This is a genomic window from Streptomyces sp. NPDC049954, from assembly GCF_040656295.1.
In the GTDB taxonomy this organism is placed as follows: Bacteria; Actinomycetota; Actinomycetes; order Streptomycetales; family Streptomycetaceae; genus Streptomyces.
In genome coordinates this window covers 747,589-763,374 of the sequence record NZ_JBFALS010000001.1, presented here as the reverse complement: position 1 = coordinate 763,374, position 15,786 = coordinate 747,589, and the positions used below count along the sequence as shown (strand labels likewise).

Below are 15,786 nucleotides of genomic sequence, written 5' to 3'. Positions count from 1 at the left end.
ACTCCACGGGTGCGAAGGGGTACCGGGGTGGGAGGTGTGGCGGAGCCCGGCGCGGCCGGGGGCGACTGCGCCGGGCCTCCGGCTCAGCCGACGTCGACGATCGCGAACAGGCCCTTCTGGACGAGCCTGGCCCCGTCGGTGGCGTCCTTCGACCAGGTGATCACCGCGTACCGGTCCCGCTCCAGCGGAACGCTGATGACCGAGGAGCGGCCCGTGGACAGATGCAGGCTCCCCAGGCTCACCGAGGTGAACGGGGAGCCCGGCGGCAGCGAGCCGTCCTCGGGCAGGGAGTCGAAGTACGCCCGCAGAGAGGCCTCGGTGGTGCCCTCCGCGATCTTCACGAAGAGCAGTTCGTTGACCTGGCCGGGGATCTCGTTGACGTAGCGCAGCGGCCGGCCCGCCCGCAGCGTGCCGCGCACCTCCAGGCGCGGCCCGACACCGGCGACGTCGCGCGCCACGAGCGTCGCGGTGGGAGCGAGGCCCTGGTCCACGGGGGTGCCGGTGACCGTCAGCCACCGGTGGCGCGGTGCGGCGTCGCCCGCGGTCAGGTAGTCGAACAGCAGGTACCGGCCCGGGCGCAGCCGCTGGGTGAAGGAACCCGGCCGGCCGGGCTGGATCACCAGCCCGCCGAGCAGGGTCGCGGTCCGGTCCAGCTCGGCCGCCCCCGGCGGGACCTCGGAGGGCGTGTTGGACAGGGCGCCGGAGAGGGCGCCGAGGAAGTCGTCCCAGCCCTTGCCGTCCTTCAGCCGCGCGAGGCCCACCCAGCCCTTGCCCGCCTCGGTGGTCGAGGCGTCGAAGGTCGTGAGGCCGGGGCGGGTGCTCTCCGGGGCGGACAGCCCCTCGGCGGTCGAGGCGACGGTGACCGTGTGGGACGCCGGCGCCGGGGCGAGGGGCGCCGTGGCGGCCCGGGGCGGGGCCGCCACGGCGGCAGGACCTTGTGCGCCCGTGAACAGCAGCGCGGCGCCGGCCAGTGCGATCGTCATACGTTTCAGGCGCGTCATCCGGTGGGCTCTCCTCCGTCGTCTGCGGCAGGTCCCGTCCGCCGTGTCGTCGGCGTGCGCACGGGGCCTCCCTGTGGTGGGTGTCCGCCGCGCTCAGGCGGGCGTGGTCGTGTCCGAGGCCACGGAGGTCGTGAACGGGCCGCGGATGCGCCGGTAGTAGTCGGGGCCGAAGCCCATCCGGGCGACCTGAGGTACCAGGGCGCGCAGCTTCCGCGTCGAGATGACGTGCTGACGTACCCCGGTCTCGACGAACTCCCGGCGGGCCCGGAGCCCGAGGACCCGGGCGAGGTGGTCGAGGATGTCCTCCACCGGCACCGCGAACCCGGAGGCCACGTTGACCGTCTCGGCCCGCAGGTCCCGCTGGAGCAGGTGGTCGATGATGGTGACCACGTCCCCGACCTCGATCAGGTCGCGGGCCGCGCCCCGGTGCACGCGGACCGTGCCCTGGTGCAACTGCCGTACGAGGGTGGGCAGCAGCTGGTGCTCGGGCTGGTCGGGCCCGACCAGATGACCCAGGCGCAGGATCAGGTGGTCGGCGCCCGACTCGCGGAGCTGCTCCTCAAGGGCGAGCTTGTGCGCGCCGTAGGGGGTGCAGGGCCGCACCCGGGTGTCCTCCCGGCCGGGCCCGTCCACGAGCCCGTACATGCCGCTCGCCGCGGTCGAGAAGAACAGCAGTCGCCGACCGGTGTCCACGCAGCCCTTGGCCATCTCGCGCAGCAGGGCCGCCTCGCGGGCGAAGTCCTCGTCGGAGGTGCCGCTCGCCCAGGACACGCCGGCCGCCAGGGCCACGGTGTCCGAATGGCGGCCGGCCAGCGGGCGCAGATTCCGGGCGAGGAAACCCGATCCCACGATGTCCATACGTCGTCCCGATCTCTTCAGGGGGCGGAGGGCCGGCCGGCTCAGCCACGCGCGGCCACGAACTCCTTGATCGAGGTGGTGACGTAGTCCAGCATCTCGTCGGTGAGCGCCGGATAGACCCCGATCCAGAAGGTGTGCTCGGTGATGATGTCGCTGTTGGTCAGCTCGCCCACGACCCGGTGCGGCTGGTCGGTGTAGGCCGGGTGCCGGGTCAGGTTCCCGGCGAACAGCCGGCGGGTGCCGATCTTGCGGTCCTCCAGGAAGTCCACCAACTCGGCGCGCTTGAAGGGGGCTTCGGGGTCCACGGTGAGCACGAACCCGAACCAGCTCGGCTCGGAGCGCTCGGTCGCCTCGGGCAGCAGCAGCCCCGGGACCCCGTCCAGGCCCTCGCGCAGCCGCCGCCAGTTGCGCTTGCGCGCCTCGATGAAGGAGTCGAGCTTGCCCAACTGGGTCAGGCCGAGGGCCGCCTGGATGTCGGTGGCCTTCAGGTTGTAACCGACGTGCGAGAAGATGTACTTGTGGTCGTAGCCGGCCGGCAGGTCGCCCATCTGGTACGTGAACCGCTTCAGGCACCGGTCGTTCTCGCCCGGCTCGCACCAGCAGTCCCGGCCCCAGTCGCGCAGGGACTCCACGATCCGCGCCAGCGCCAGGTTGGAGGTCAGGACGCAGCCGCCCTCGCCCATCGTGAGGTGGTGGGCCGGGTAGAAGCTGACGGTGGTCATGTCGCCGAAGGAGCCGGTGAGCTTCCCGTCGTACAGCGAACCCACCGCGTCGCAGTTGTCCTCGATCAGGAACAGGTCGTGGTCCTCGGCGAGCTGGGCGATCTCGGCGACCTCGAAGGGGTTGCCCAGCGCGTGAGCGAGGATGATCGCGCGCGTTCTGGGCCCGATCGCGGCGGCCACCCGGTCGGCGGTGGCGTTGTAGGTGGCGAGGTCCACGTCCACGAAGACGGGGACCAGGCCGTTCTGCAGGATCGGGTTGACGGTGGTCGGGAAGCCCGCGGCGACGGTGATGACCTCGTCGCCCGGCCGCAGCCGCCGGTCCTCCAGCAGGTGCGAGGTCAGGGCCGACACGGCCAGCAGGTTGGCCGAGGAACCGGAGTTCGTCAGGTGTGCCTTACGGCGCTTGAGGCGCCGGGCGAAGGCGGACTCGAACTTGCGGGAACTGCGCCCGGCGGCGATCCGCATCTCCAGGGCGGCCTCCACCAGCGCCGCGCGGTCCGCCTCGTCCAGCACCGCCCCGGACGGCCAGATCTCCGTCGTGCCCGGCACGAACTCGCGCTGCGGGGAGGCCTCCTGGTGGTACTTGCGGACTTCTTCGAGGATGAGGTCCTTGCGATCGCTCATGATCAGTTCCTTTCCGTGGCCGCTGTACCGGCCGTGAAACCGAGGGATGTGCCCCGCACGGGGCCTTCCGGGGGCAGGACGGAGGCCAGAAGGCTCCGCAGGGAGTCGTCCACGTCGCGCAGCGGCCGCCAGCCGAGCAGCTCGCGGGCCAGCGACACGTCGAGACACTGTCGGGGGACGTCGGTGCGCGCGGCCGGGGCGGTGGCCGCCTCGGTCACGGTGACCGGCAGGCCGCTGAGCGCGATCATGCGGTCGACCAGTGCGCGCATCGGGACCGCCTCTCCGCGGCCCACGTTGATCACCCGGCCGGTGACCACCGCCGCCGGTGCGGTCGCCGCGGCCACCACGGCCTCGGCGACGTCGGCGAGGTCCACCAGGTCCCGGGCGGTGCGCAGGGGCGGCAACCGGAGCGCCGCCACCTCCCCGCCGAGCGCCCGGGCCAGCGCCGCCTCGCGCAGACTCGCCGCGAGGCGCCCGAAGAGACTGCCCTCCGGGACCCCCGGGCCCAGCACGTTGGCGAGCCGGAGCACCACCCCGTCGACGCCCTGCCGCGCCCCGTCGAGCACCGCCAGGGTGCCCTGGAGCTTCGTACGGCCGTACGCCGTGACCGGCAGCGGGAGCTGGTCCTCGCCGGTGGCGCCGTCCGGGGCGCCGGCGCCGTACTCGTGGACGCTGCCGAGCTGGATCAGCCGCACCGGGGGGCCCGGCAGAGTGGCGAGGGCGGTCACCGTCCGCTCGACCAGTTCGGCGTTGCCCGCGGCCATCGCGGCCTCGTCGGCCCGCCAGGCCCGCCCGGCGGCGTTGACCACGACGTCGGGACCGGCCGCCGCCAGTGCCTCGGCGATCTCCTGGTGGGTCGCCGTGAGCGGGTCGAGGCGCGCGGCGGTCACCCCGGGGCCGGCCGCCGGGGCCGCACCGGGGGTCGCGGTGCGCGACAACAGCCGTACCCGGGCGCCCCGCCCGCTGAACTCCGCGCCCAGACGGCGGCCCAGGAAGCCGGTGCCGCCCAGGACCACCACCGACAGCCCGGCGACCGGCCGGTGCTCAGCCGGCACGGTGGGTGCCGTCCTTGACGGTCTTCCACCAGCCGGGGTTGTCGCGGTACCACGCGACGGTGTCGGCCAGGCCCTGCTCGAAGCCGATCCGCGGGGCGTAGCCGAGCTGCTCGCTGATCTTGGACTCGTCGATCGAGTAACGCAGGTCGTGGGCCTTGCGGTCGGAGACCCGGCGGATCATCTCCTCGGGCGCTCCGGTGAGTTCGAGCAGCCGCCGGGTCAGGGCGAGATTGGTGTACTCGTTGCCGCCGCCGATGTTGTAGACCTCGCCGGCCTGCCCGCCGTTGAGCACGAGATGGATACCCCGGCAGTGGTCCGCCACGTGCAGCCACTCGCGCACGTTGCGCCCGTCCCCGTACAGCGGGACCTGGCGGCCCTCCAGGAGATTGGTGACGAACAGCGGGATGACCTTCTCGGGGTGCTGGTAGGGACCGTAGTTGTTGGAGCAGCGGGTGATCGACAGGTCGATGCCGTGGGTACGCCAGTAGGCGCGCGCCACCAGGTCCGAGCCCGCCTTCGAGGCGGCGTAGGGGGAGTTCGGGGCCAGCGGCCACTCCTCCGTCCAGGAGCCCTCCTCGATCGACCCGTACACCTCGTCCGTGGACACGTGCACGAACCGCTCGACGCCCGTGTGCAGCACGGCGTCCAGCAGGGTCTGGGTGCCCAGGACGTTGGTGCGGAAGAACTCGCCCGCGCCCTCCAGGGACCGGTCGACGTGCGACTCGGCCGCGAAGTGGACGACGGCGTCGTGCCCGGGGAGCAGTCCGCGCAGCAGCTCGCGGTCGCAGATGTCGCCCCGGACGAACTCCATGCGGGGATGGGAGGCGGGCAGGTTCTGCCGGTTGCCCGCGTAGGTCAGCTTGTCCAGCGCGGTGACCCGCGCGCCCTCCCAGCCGCTGTACTCGTCCGCCAGCAGCCCGCGCGTGAAGTGCGAGCCGATGAACCCCGCCGCTCCGGTGACCAGAATCCTCATGCCGCGACCTCCACTCGGGTGTGATCTCCGACGACCAGGCAGTGGTGACCGGTGCCCCGGCCGGTGATGCCCACGGACGCGGCCCGCCCGATCAGCGAGTCGCGCAGTTCGCGCACCCCGGTCACGGACGCCTCGTCCAGCGCGATGGAGCGCTCCAGCCGGCTGTCCCGCACCAGGCAGTCCTGCCCGATGGACGTGTGCGGGCCGATGTGGCTGTTCTCCACCACCGTCCCGGCGCCGATGATCGCCGGGCCCTCGATGCGGGACCGTACGATCCGGGCGCCCTGCTCCACGACGACCTGGCCGACCAGGACGCTGCCCGCGTCGACCCGGCCCTCCACGCGCCGCGACAGGCCCTCCAGGAGGTGGCTGTTGCACTCCAGCACGTCCTCCACCTTCCCCGTGTCCTTCCAGTAGCCGTCGTACCGGCTGGCCCGGACCTCGGCCCCGGTGTCCAGGAGCCACTGGACGGCGTCGGTGATCTCCAGCTCGCCGCGGGCGCTGGGCTCGATGGCCGCCACCGCCTCGTGGATCGCGGGGGTGAAGAAGTACACGCCGATCAGCGCGAGGTCGCTGCGCGGCTGCCGCGGCTTCTCCACCAGACGCAGCACCTCGCCCTCAAGGCCCAGTTCGGCGACGCCGAAGGCGGACGGGTCGGCGACCTTGTGCACGACGACCTGGGCCGCCGGGCGGTGCCGGGCGAACTCCTCGGCGATCGGGACGACGCCGTCGGGCAGCATGTTGTCGCCCAGGTACATCACGAAGTCGTCCTCGGCCAGGAAGGGCCTGGCGATGGCCACGGTGTGGGCCAGCCCGCGCGGCGCGTCCTGCGGGATGTAGGTGATGCGCACGCCGAACCGGAGGCCGTCGCCGAGGACCGCCTCGATCTCGGGCCCCCGGTTCCCGATGATGACGCCGACCTCGGTCACCCCCAGTGCGCGGACGGACTCCAGTACGTGCACCAGCACGGGGGTGTTGGCGATGGGGATGAGTTGTTTGGGCATCGAGTAGGTGAAAGGCCGCAGCCGGGTACCGGACCCGCCTGCGAGCACCAGAGCCTTCATCGAGAGGTCCTCTCGGTTCGTATGGTCACGCGAGTCGTCCGATGGTCACGCGAGTCGTGCGACTGGTCACGCGAGTTGGGCGACGGTCACGCGAGTCGTGCGACGGTCACGCGAGTTGGGCGAGCGTCGCGACCACGCTCGCGGGGGCGGGCATGGCGGCGATCTCACGGGAGAGCTCCCGCGCCCGGTCGCCGTATCCGTCCTCGGACAGCAGCTCCTGGCACGCGTCGGCGATCGCCCCGGCCGAGTCCGCGCCAGGGAGCAGGGTGATCGCGGCGCCGTAGTCCGCGACCCGCAGGGCCGGCTTCTCCAGTACGGCGCCCTTGGGGACGAGCAGTTGGGGCACACCGGCGTTCAGCCCGGTCAGGGTGGAGACGCCACCGGCGTGGTGCACGAGCAGGTCGCAGGTCGGCGCCACGAGATCGAGCGGCACCCAGCCGACCCGGGCGCCCGGCAGGCCCTCCCGCAGCACCCCCGCGACCTCGTCGGGTGCGGCGACGATCAGTTCGACGTCCCAGGAGGCGACGTCCTTCGCGAGGCCGCGCAGGAAGTCGAAGTTCTTGTCGTAGCTCTCCTTGGCCACCCGGCTCCCGGAGGTCACCAGGACCCGGCGCCGCTCGCCCCTGGCGAGCATCCAGGGTTCCAGCCGCCGTTGGGCGTTCGCCGGAACATAGCGCATCGGCTGCGCTTCGGCCGCGCCCGCCGGACGCAGGCTCGGCGGGCAGATGTCCACGAAGAGATCCGGTTCCGGCAGCCGCTCCAGCCCGAACCCGGCCAGTTCCGGCCGGAGTTCGGCGTCCGCGCCGGGGTGGATTCCGTCCGCCTCGATGGCGTCCCAGCTCTGCCGCACATGCGGTACGCCCAGATGCAGGGCGAGCAGCGGGGCGACGTAGCTCATCGTGCCGCCGACGATCAGATCGGGGCGCCAGGCCCGGCAGAACTCCAGCATGTCCGGCAGGCTGGAGGCCGCCATGCGGGAGAACCAGCGGCCGGTGAAGAGCGCCTGCTCCACCGGGTCCGTCGGGATCGTCTCGGGCCGCCCGGCCCGGTCGGTGGTGATGAAGTGGCGGATGGGCAGCCCGGTGGTCGCGATGCCCGGCAGGCCCGAGGAGGTGATGTACGGGACCATGTCGTCGTTGGCGGCCATCACGACCTGGTGGCCGGCGTTGCGGGCGGCCGTGGCCAGCGGGGCCAGGGCGAACACGGTCGCCGGGCTGCCCGCGGCGACGAAGAGCATCCTCACGGTGTGCCTGCCTCGTGGAATCGGGGCAGCAGCCCTGCCCTCACGGCCTCGGCCAGGTTCGGCGCCTTGGCGTCCTTGTCCGAGATGAGCGGGGTGTCGGCGCAGTCCCAGGGCAGTGCGAGATCCGGGTCCAGCGGATTGATGTCGATCTGCGTTCCGGGCACGTAGGTGGAGCTCACGACGTAACAGATGCAGGCGTCGTCGCTGAGCGCGAGGAAACCGTGGCCGACACCCTCCGGTACGAGGACCGAGGTGCCCGCGTCCGCGTCCAGCACGTTGACCCGGTGCTGCCCGAAGGTCGGCGAGCCGATGCGCAGGTCCACGACGATGTCGCGCAGCCTGCCGCGCACACACGTGACGTACTTGGCCTGCCCCGGCGGGATGCGCACGCTGTGCAGACCGCGCAGCGTATGGCGCCTGGACACGGAGTAGTTGATCTGCCGCGGCAGGAAGGGGACGCCGGTGGCCTCCTCCAGGAGGTCGCCGCGCATCGCCTCGTAGAAGGTCCCCCGGTCGTCGGGCCGGTGCCGGGGGGTGATCAGGTAGGTCCCGGGAAGGGGCATTTCCTCGATGTGCACTACACGCTCGCCTTTCTGGGCTGCGCCGCCGAGCGGGTCAGCTGTTCCAGTTCCGCCGCCACCGCGGCGGGGGTGGGCATCGCGGCCATCTCGGCGGACAGGCGGCGCGCCGACCGGGTGTGACCGGGGTCGGTCAGCAGCGCCTCCAGTGCCTCGCCGAGAAGCCGCGGGTCGTCCTGCTGCTGCGGGGTGTCGAAGCTCAGCCCGGCGCTGGTCGCCGTGAGCCGGTCGCCCAGCGGGAAGTGGTCCGCGAGCTGGGGCAGCACGAGCTGCGGCAGCCCGAAGGCCGTCGCGGTCATCGCCGTGCCCGCGCCGCCGTGGTGCACCATCGCGTCGCAGCCGCCGAGGAACAGGTGCAGGGGCAGCGGGTCCACGACCCGTACGGCGGCGGGCAGCGGACCGACCGCGGCGCGGCGGGAGGTCGGCAGCGTCACGACGAACTCGGTAGCGGGCCTGCGGGCGAGGGCGCGCAGCAGGTCGCCGGTGAAGCGCTCGCCGTGCAGGGCCAGCGTGTTGCCGAGGGAGACGGCCACCCGTTTGAGCCCCGCCCCCGGGCCCCGGTCGGCCCGCACCCAGGCCGGCACCTCACCGCCGCCGTTGAAGGGCACGTAGCGGATCGGCGCCCCCGTCCCGTCCCCCGGTATCCGCAGCGAGGGCGGGCACGGGTCGAGCAGCAGGTCGGGGTCCGGCAGTCCGGGCAGGCCCAGCGAGGCGCAGCGCTCCCGCGCCCTGGAGCCGGCGTACGCGCGGGCCGGTCCCGAGATGGCGTCCACCGTCCACCGGTGGTGCACGACCGGCACCCCCAGCCGCGCCCCGATGAGCAGGGAGCAGTACTCCAGCGGGTCGGCCAGCAGCAGGTCGGGGCGGTGGGCGTCGGCCACCTCGGTGTAGCGGTCGAGCAGGGAATCGGCGTGGGCCCACCACAACCGGCCGTAGCCGCCCAGGTGTTCGGCCGCGGGCCGGGGCCTCGCCTGGAGCGGCCGACGGTCCTCGGGCAGCCCCTTGAGCAGCATCGCGTCGACGTCGAAGGTCTCGCCCACCCCGATACCGACCAGCCCGCTGGAGCGGACGGCTTCGAGCACATCGGGCTGGGCGAGGACGGTCACCTCGTGCCCGGCCGCCCGCAGCGCCCACAACAGGGGCACGGAGGGCAGGAGATGGGTGGGCACGGGAGTGGAGATCACCAGTACGCGCATCGGCGGACAGTCCTTCCGGGGTGCGGTCAGCGGCGTTCGGCGGTCAGCCGCTCCAGCAGCGGGACGATGTCCGAGGGCGCGGGGGTGGCGAGCATCTCCTGGTGGAGGCGGTCGGCGCCCAGCTGGAAGGAGGGGTCCTCCAGGAGCCGTACGAGTTGCTTGTGCAGACCCGCGGCGTCCGGCGCCTCGTGGTCGGCGACCAGCCCCGCGCCCATGTCCGCGACATAGCGGGCCGTGACCATCTCGTCCCACATGACCAGCGGCATCACCAGCTGCGGGACCCGGAAGGCGACGGCCGAGGCGAAGGTGCCGCCCCCGCCGTGGTGGATGATCGCGGAGCTGGTCGGCAGCACCTGGTTGAGCGGTACGTACTCCACCGCGCGGACGTTGTCGGGCAGGGTGCCCACCTCGGCCAGCTGCTGGCTGTTGACGGTGGCGACCACCTCGATGTCCAGCGCGGAGACCGAGTCGAAGAAGTCCCGCATCGGGAAACCGCTGTACTTGCCGAAGATCTTGCGCCGGCTCACCCCCAGGGACAGCACCACCCGGGGCCGGTCGGGGCGCCGGTGGAGCCACTCCGGCAGGGTGGACGCGCCCGTGTAGGGGACCCGCCGCACGGGGATGCGCGGCACCGTCAGCGGCGCCTGCATGCGCGACTGGGTCAGGTCCAGGCTCCACTGGCCGAGTACCATCTCGTCGCTGAACTCCAGCCCGTACCGCTCCAGCGCCGGGCCGAACCACTCAAGCCACGGGTGCGTGGTCAACTCCGATTCTGGATCGGCGAGTTCCTGCTTCGTCCGCTCGTGGATCACGCCGATGTTGTCCATCCCCCAGAGCAGCCGCGCGTGCGCGGCGCCGCTGACCCTGGCGGCGACGGGCGCGGGGAACATCAGCGGGTCCCACAGGACGAGGTCGGGGCGCCAGTCGCGCGCGAAGTCGATCAGGTTGTCCAGTACGGGCCTGCGGGCGTCCGGGTCCTCCGGCGTCGGGTAGTGCAGCCGGAACATGCCGGTGAGGATCGCGCGGGTCATCCTCCAGGAACCGCCGCTCGCGCTCTCGTGGGCGTCGAAGCCGAGCGAGGGCCGGTCCGGCTTGGTGTCCCCGGTGTGCGGGCCGAGAGCGGCCGGCAACTCCTCGGGGGTACCGAGGGCGACGGCGTTGAGGCCCGCCGCGCTGATGTTCGCGATCACCGCGGGGTCCACCACCCCCGCGTGGCTGGCCACGACGACCTCGTGCCCGGCGCTCTGCAGCGCCCAGGCCAGCGGTACGACCGGATACAGGTGTGCCGTCGCCGGGAAGATGGTGAACAGGACACGCATCGTTGATCTCCGTTCGCGTTCGCGCGCGTAGGTGGCGTTGATGAAGGGGGGTGGCGCCGGTGCGGAAAGTCCCGGGCGGGGCCCCGCCCGGTGGCGTACGGGCCGGGCGCCGAAGTGGTGACCGGCTCGCGGGGGTCAGGAAGCGGGGGACTTCGCGGCGCCGCCCCGGTACCGGCAGCCGACCACGGCCCCCACCGCCGACAGGGCGGTGAGGAGCGCCAGCGCGGGGCGGTAGCCGGCCGAGGAGAGCGCCGCCACGGCCGGCAGCGCGATCACCGGGCCCAGTTGCACGGCGGTCTGGTAGACCGGCACCGCCGCACCCCGGTGCTCCGCCGCCACCCCCGAGGTGGCCTGCAGATTGAGGGCCGCGAAGGACAGGACGAAACCGGCCTCGACCAGGAGCAGCGCCGGCAGCACCCCGGTGAGGTACCCGCCGGGTTCCCCCGTCAGCAGGGCGGTCGCACAGCCGAGCGCCGCCGCACAGCCGCCCGCGGCGATCAGCCGCTGCGTACCGAAGCGCCGCACCGCCCGGCCCGCGAACGGCAGGGACACCGCCAGCGGCACGCAGGCCGGCAGCAGGGCCAGCGCCGTCCGCATCGACCCCCAGCCCCACGCGTCGTGCAGCCGGTGGGTCAGCAGCAACAGCAGCCCGAGATACGTGCCGTTGAGCACCGCGGCGCACACCGCCGAGCGGGTGAACGGACCGATGCGCAGCAGCCGCGGCAGCGTCACCCGCAGCGGTACCGCCGCAGGCCCCCGGGCGTCGCGGGGGATCAGCCGGAAACCCGCCACCAGCAGGAGCAGGGCGACCGGCGCGGGGAACACCGGAACCCACCGCCAGCTCAGCTCGGTGAGCGCCCCGGCGCACAGCAGGCCCGCGGTGAAACCGGCCGCCCCGAACAGTGAGTACACCGACACCGCCCGGCGCTGCCCGGGGCCCGGCCGGAAGGTCGCGGCGATGATCGCGAGTCCGGCCGGGGCGGTCAGCGCGGCACACGCGCCCTTGACCACCCGGGTGGCGATCAGCACCCCGCCCTGGTCGGCGAGGCCGCCGGCCAGCGAGGCGACGACGAACACCGGCAGCGCCGCGAGGTACACCCGCCGCCGGCCCCAGCGGGCGACCAGCCGGGGGCCGAGAACCAGCAGCGCCGCGAACCCGGCGGCGAAACCGCTCATGACCCACTGCGCCGCGAAGGCCGAGAGCCCGAGGTCCCCGGCCATGGCCGGCAGCGCGACCAGGACGACGGACACCTCCAGGGCGTCGACGAGCATGTTGCCCGCCAGGACGAACAGCAGGGCCCGCTGCCCGGCGCCGGTCCGGGGGGCGGGAGGGGAGGAGAGTGTCGACATCCGCTTGACCCGCCGCCCGTTCAGCCGCCGAGCAGGGTGCCGCCACTGGCGTCCAGGTAGGAGCCCGTGATCCAGCGGGAGTCGTCACTCGCGAGGAAGGCCACCACGTCGGCGATGTCCCGTGCCTCCCCGACCCGGTTGAACACCGAGTAGCCCGCCATGGCGGCGACCGCCTCGGGGTTGTCGAAGACCGGCGCCCCGTTGTTCGTGATCCCCGGGCCGACGCTGTTCACGGTGATGCCGCGCGCGCCCAGGTGTTTGGCGAAATGCAGGGTGAGCTGGTCGATCGCGCCCTTGGTCATCGCGTACGCCACCTCCTGCGGATTGGCGACCCGGGTCAGCCCCGAGGAGATGTTGATGATCCGGCCCCCGTCGGGCAGGTTGGTCAGCGCCCGCTGCACGAGGAAGTACGGCGCCTTCGCGTTGACGGCGAAGAGCCGGTCGAACTGCTCGGGCGTGAGCTCCTCGGGGTCGACCCCGCCCATCACCCCGGCGTTGTTCACCAGGATGTCGAGGGTGGTGGCGCCGGTGCGCTCCTTCAGCTCCCGCTCCAGGGTCAGGAACAGCGCGTGGACGTCACCGGCCACCCCCAGCTGCGCCGGTACGGCGAAGGCCCGGCCGCCGTCCTTCTCGATCGCGGCGACCGTCTCCTCCGCGGCCTCCCCACTGCTGGAGCAGTGCACCGCGACGAGCGCCCCGTCGCGGGCCAGCCGCAGGGCCGTCGCCCGCCCGATGCCCCGGCTCGAACCGGTGACGAGCGCGGTCTTTCCGCTGAGCCTGCCCATGGTGATGTCCCTTCGCGAGATGTGCTGACGAATCGGTACGAGCTCGGGGGCGGAGACCGGCGCGGGGGACCGTGTCCCGCCGGGGCTCCCGCCGTCGAGCCCGCTGATCATGGCGCCGAGGTGGCGGCGGACGACGCCGATCCCCAGCAACTCCCCGAGCACCGACCGCAGGGCGTCCACCTCGGGGCCGCCGAAGAGGAGCTGGGCCTGCGCGTCGATGTTGGTGAGCACCCGGGCGCCCACCGGGTGGCGGACCGCGTGGTAGCTGTCGAGCAGGTCGCCGCCGGCCCCTCCCGGTCCCTCGGCCAGATGGCGGGCGAGCTTTCCGCCCAGGTCCAGCGCGTCCTGCAGACCGAGGTTGAGCGCCTGGCCGCCGACCGGCAGCTGGGCGTGCGCGGCGTCCCCGGCGAGCAGCAGCCGGCCCTTGCGGTAACGGGCCGCCTGCAGGCGGGCGTTGTCGAAGGCGTTGAGCCACAGCGCCCGGGCCCCGCCGAGGTCCTCGCCGGTGACGTGCTCCCACACCTGCCTGACCTCCGCGAAGGAGGGCGTCCGGTCCGGACCGGGGACCCGGTCGAAGGCGTGCACCATGACGCGGGTGACACCGTCGGGGCCGCGCCGGGCGTTGGCCACACCGTTGGGGTGCCGCTCGAAACGGCGCTCGCGCAGCTCGACACCGACGAGGTCGGCGCGCAGCAGCTCCTTGGTGGCCCCGGCTCCGCGCATGAGGAAGCCGCCCAGCCGGCGCACGACGCTGTCCTGGCCGTCGCAGCCCACGACGTAGGCGGCGCTGAACCGCCGCCGCTGCCCCTGGGGTGTGGTGGTGGTGACCTCGACCCGGTCGTGCTCCTCGGCCAGTCCGGTCACGGTGTGGCCGCGCCGCACCTCGGCGCCGCGTTCCCCCGCCCAGTCGGCGAGTACGGCCTCGACCCGGGTCTGCGGTGCCTTCCACTGCCCCGCGTACGGGCTGTCCCCGGCCTCGGTCAGGTCCAGGCGCAGCCCGCCGAAGTGGCCGGGGCCGGCGTCGGGCAGCGGTCCGAACCGGTCCAGCAGGCCCCGCTCGTGCAGCAGTTCCACGGTGCGGGCGTGCAGGACCGAGGCGCGGGACTCGGTGGTGGGCTCGGCCAGCCGCTCCAGGACGAGCACCCGCGCCCCGCCGCCGCGCAGCTCACCGGCGAGCATCAGGCCCACCGGACCCGCGCCGACGACGATCACGTCGGTCTTCGGCCCGGCCGGCATCAGAGCCGGTTCTCGGCGTGGTCCTTGGCGTGTCCCAGGGTGGCGCGGCTGTTGGTGCTCAGCGCGCCGCGCACGTACTCCCGGGCGTCCGCGACGCTCGCCTGCGGCCCGAGGATCCGGGCGATGTTCGCGGTGTTGAGCACGACGGTGTGCTGCGAGGAGGCGGTGGCGCCGCCCTCGTCCTCCGCGAACGTCCAGCAGCCGGTGTGCAGCGTCATCAGCGCGGGCAGGGTGACCTGCTTGTACGCGATCCGGTGGTGCGGGAAGGCGACCCGGTACGACTTGGTGGTGTGTGTCGAGCCGTCCTTGGCGCGGGTGTCCATCTCCAGCGTCTGCAAGCCCGGGGTGTCCTCCGAGAAGCGCACGGAGGCGACGTGGGGCAGCCGCTCCACCCAGCGGCCCGCCTCGTTGACGAAGTCGTAGGCGGCCTTGGCAGGACCGGCGATCCGCACGCTGTCCTCGAAGGAGAAGGTGATCGCCTCCTCGGCGTGCACCCGCTCCACATTGGTCTTCAACGCGGCCAGCTCGGAACGGGAGTTGGTGTCGACGGCCTCGTCGATCCAGCGCAGCCCCGCCGGGTCGTCGTCGACGGCCCGGTAGTCGTGCAGCAGCCGGACCCGGGCCGACCCACCGGGCAGCGGTTCGATGATCCAGGTGCCGCCCATGGCCGCGACCGGCGGGGTGGAGACCTCCTGGCGGAAGGTGATCCGCAGCGTGTCCGGGTCCAGGGTGCGCCGCGAGGTCCAGTTCTTGGCCTCGCCCCCCGCCGTCGCCCAGATCCGGATGCGTTCCTCGGCGGCGCCGCGCTCGACGTGGTCGACGAAGATGGTGGGCGGGAACAGCCGCGGCCAGTTCTCCACCTCGGCGATCAGCCGGTAGACGTCGGCGGCCGGAGCCGCGACGGTGATCTCGTGCTCCACCTGGCGAGTCGTCATGACGAATCTCCTCTCGGGTCTCAGAAGTTGCCCAGGCCGCCGCAGACGTTCAGCGCCTGGGAGGTGAGGGAGGCGGCCGTGTCGGAGACCAGGTAGCCGACCAGGCCGGCGACCTCCTCGGGGGTCGAGTAGCGGCCCAGCGGGATCTTCGCCTGGAACTTCTCCAGGATGGCCTCCTCGCTCGTGTCGTAGGCGGCCGCGTACCCCTGGCGGACCCGCTGCGCCATCGGGGTCTCGACGTAACCGGGGCAGACCGCGTTGACGGTGATACCGGTGGGCGCCAGTTCGTTGCCGAGCGCCTTGGTGAAGCCGACGACGGCGTGCTTGGAGGCGGAGTAGGGGGCCCCGAGCACCACCCCCTGCTTGCCCGCGGTGGAGGCGATGTTGACGATCCGGCCGCGGTCCTTCCCGCGCAGACCGCCCGTGGTGAGCACGGCACGGGTCATCAGGAAGACACTGTTGAGGTTCGTGTCGATCACGTCGTACCAGAGCTCGTCGCTGATGTCGGCGGTCACGCCACCGCCCGACCGCCCGGCGTTGTTGACCAGTACGTCGACCGTGCCGAAGCGGTCGACGGCCCGCTGCACGAACCGCGCCACCTCGTCCTTGGAACGCACGTCGCACGGGGCGCCGTCCACCTCCAGGCCCTCGCCCAGGAGTTCCTTCACCGTGTGCGTCACGCTCGACTCGGTGCGGGCGCAGAGGAACACCCGGTGGCCCTCGCGGGCCAGCAGCCTGGTCACCGCCAGGCCGATGCCACTGGTGCCGCCGGTGACGATGGCGACCTTGGGACTTGTCCGCGTCATGTCTGTCTCCTGGATGCGTCGGTGAACGGCTGCCGACCTCA

Annotated in this window: 14 protein-coding genes; all 14 read right to left on the bottom strand. The window is 72.9% G+C overall.

The window, feature by feature from the left end:
* Positions 1-83: 83 nt before the first annotated feature.
* On the bottom strand, positions 84-1,001 hold the full coding sequence (locus AB0J21_RS03170; protein WP_363144023.1) for a hypothetical protein: 918 nt from the start codon (positions 999-1,001) through the stop codon (positions 84-86).
* Positions 1,002-1,094: 93 nt separating this feature from the next.
* Positions 1,095-1,859 (bottom strand): NAD-dependent epimerase/dehydratase family protein, encoded by a 765-nt coding sequence (locus AB0J21_RS03165; protein ID WP_363144022.1) that lies wholly within the window; start codon positions 1,857-1,859, stop codon positions 1,095-1,097.
* A gap of 41 nt (positions 1,860-1,900) precedes the next feature.
* The gene (rfbH, locus tag AB0J21_RS03160) at positions 1,901-3,205 is read right to left on the bottom strand and encodes a lipopolysaccharide biosynthesis protein RfbH (RefSeq protein ID WP_363144021.1); all 1,305 of its coding nucleotides are present in this window, start codon (positions 3,203-3,205) and stop codon (positions 1,901-1,903) included.
* Positions 3,206-3,207: 2 nt separating this feature from the next.
* A complete protein-coding gene (locus AB0J21_RS03155) occupies positions 3,208-4,260 on the bottom strand; it encodes an NAD(P)-dependent oxidoreductase (protein WP_363144020.1) in 1,053 nt (350 codons plus the stop codon).
* Entirely contained in the window at positions 4,250-5,233 is a 984-nt protein-coding gene (gene rfbB / locus AB0J21_RS03150; protein ID WP_363144019.1) for a dTDP-glucose 4,6-dehydratase, read from the bottom strand. Before rfbB ends, AB0J21_RS03155 begins: the two co-directional genes overlap by 11 nt.
* Entirely contained in the window at positions 5,230-6,297 is a 1,068-nt protein-coding gene (locus tag AB0J21_RS03145; protein ID WP_363144018.1) for a glucose-1-phosphate thymidylyltransferase, read from the bottom strand. Before AB0J21_RS03145 ends, rfbB begins: the two co-directional genes overlap by 4 nt.
* Before the next feature lie 106 nt (positions 6,298-6,403).
* Entirely contained in the window at positions 6,404-7,534 is a 1,131-nt protein-coding gene (locus tag AB0J21_RS03140; RefSeq protein WP_363144096.1) for a nucleotide disphospho-sugar-binding domain-containing protein, read from the bottom strand.
* 2 nt (positions 7,535-7,536) lie between these two features.
* Complete coding sequence (gene rfbC / locus AB0J21_RS03135; protein ID WP_363144017.1) at positions 7,537-8,118, bottom strand: dTDP-4-dehydrorhamnose 3,5-epimerase; 582 nt, start codon at positions 8,116-8,118, stop codon at positions 7,537-7,539.
* Complete coding sequence (locus AB0J21_RS03130) at positions 8,118-9,314, bottom strand: nucleotide disphospho-sugar-binding domain-containing protein (RefSeq protein ID WP_363144016.1); 1,197 nt, start codon at positions 9,312-9,314, stop codon at positions 8,118-8,120. Before AB0J21_RS03130 ends, rfbC begins: the two co-directional genes overlap by 1 nt.
* Before the next feature lie 26 nt (positions 9,315-9,340).
* A complete protein-coding gene (locus AB0J21_RS03125) occupies positions 9,341-10,633 on the bottom strand; it encodes an activator-dependent family glycosyltransferase (protein ID WP_363144015.1) in 1,293 nt (430 codons plus the stop codon).
* 135 nt (positions 10,634-10,768) lie between these two features.
* Positions 10,769-11,983: an MFS transporter gene (locus tag AB0J21_RS03120; RefSeq protein WP_363144013.1), complete on the bottom strand. Its 1,215-nt coding sequence runs from the start codon at positions 11,981-11,983 to the stop codon at positions 10,769-10,771.
* A gap of 20 nt (positions 11,984-12,003) precedes the next feature.
* Complete coding sequence (locus AB0J21_RS03115) at positions 12,004-14,004, bottom strand: SDR family oxidoreductase (protein WP_363144012.1); 2,001 nt, start codon at positions 14,002-14,004, stop codon at positions 12,004-12,006.
* The gene (locus AB0J21_RS03110) at positions 14,004-14,939 is read right to left on the bottom strand and encodes an aromatase/cyclase (RefSeq protein ID WP_363144011.1); all 936 of its coding nucleotides are present in this window, start codon (positions 14,937-14,939) and stop codon (positions 14,004-14,006) included. Before AB0J21_RS03110 ends, AB0J21_RS03115 begins: the two co-directional genes overlap by 1 nt.
* 20 nt (positions 14,940-14,959) lie before the next feature.
* A complete protein-coding gene (gene fabG / locus AB0J21_RS03105) occupies positions 14,960-15,745 on the bottom strand; it encodes a 3-oxoacyl-ACP reductase FabG (RefSeq protein WP_363144010.1) in 786 nt (261 codons plus the stop codon).
* Positions 15,746-15,786 lie beyond the last annotated feature (41 nt).

Coding starts and splice junctions, on each gene's coding strand:
- AB0J21_RS03170 (WP_363144023.1), bottom strand. CDS start 1,001: ATGACGCGCCTGAAACGTATGACGATCGCACTGGCCGGCGCCGCGCTG.
- AB0J21_RS03145 (WP_363144018.1), bottom strand. CDS start 6,297: ATGAAGGCTCTGGTGCTCGCAGGCGGGTCCGGTACCCGGCTGCGGCCT.
- AB0J21_RS03130 (WP_363144016.1), bottom strand. CDS start 9,314: ATGCGCGTACTGGTGATCTCCACTCCCGTGCCCACCCATCTCCTGCCC.
- fabG (WP_363144010.1), bottom strand. CDS start 15,745: ATGACGCGGACAAGTCCCAAGGTCGCCATCGTCACCGGCGGCACCAGT.
- rfbB (WP_363144019.1), bottom strand. CDS start 5,233: ATGAGGATTCTGGTCACCGGAGCGGCGGGGTTCATCGGCTCGCACTTC.
- AB0J21_RS03115 (WP_363144012.1), bottom strand. CDS start 14,004: ATGCCGGCCGGGCCGAAGACCGACGTGATCGTCGTCGGCGCGGGTCCG.
- rfbH (WP_363144021.1), bottom strand. CDS start 3,205: ATGAGCGATCGCAAGGACCTCATCCTCGAAGAAGTCCGCAAGTACCAC.
- AB0J21_RS03110 (WP_363144011.1), bottom strand. CDS start 14,939: ATGACGACTCGCCAGGTGGAGCACGAGATCACCGTCGCGGCTCCGGCC.
- AB0J21_RS03140 (WP_363144096.1), bottom strand. CDS start 7,534: ATGCTCTTCGTCGCCGCGGGCAGCCCGGCGACCGTGTTCGCCCTGGCC.
- AB0J21_RS03120 (WP_363144013.1), bottom strand. CDS start 11,983: ATGTCGACACTCTCCTCCCCTCCCGCCCCCCGGACCGGCGCCGGGCAG.
- AB0J21_RS03125 (WP_363144015.1), bottom strand. CDS start 10,633: ATGCGTGTCCTGTTCACCATCTTCCCGGCGACGGCACACCTGTATCCG.
- AB0J21_RS03165 (WP_363144022.1), bottom strand. CDS start 1,859: ATGGACATCGTGGGATCGGGTTTCCTCGCCCGGAATCTGCGCCCGCTG.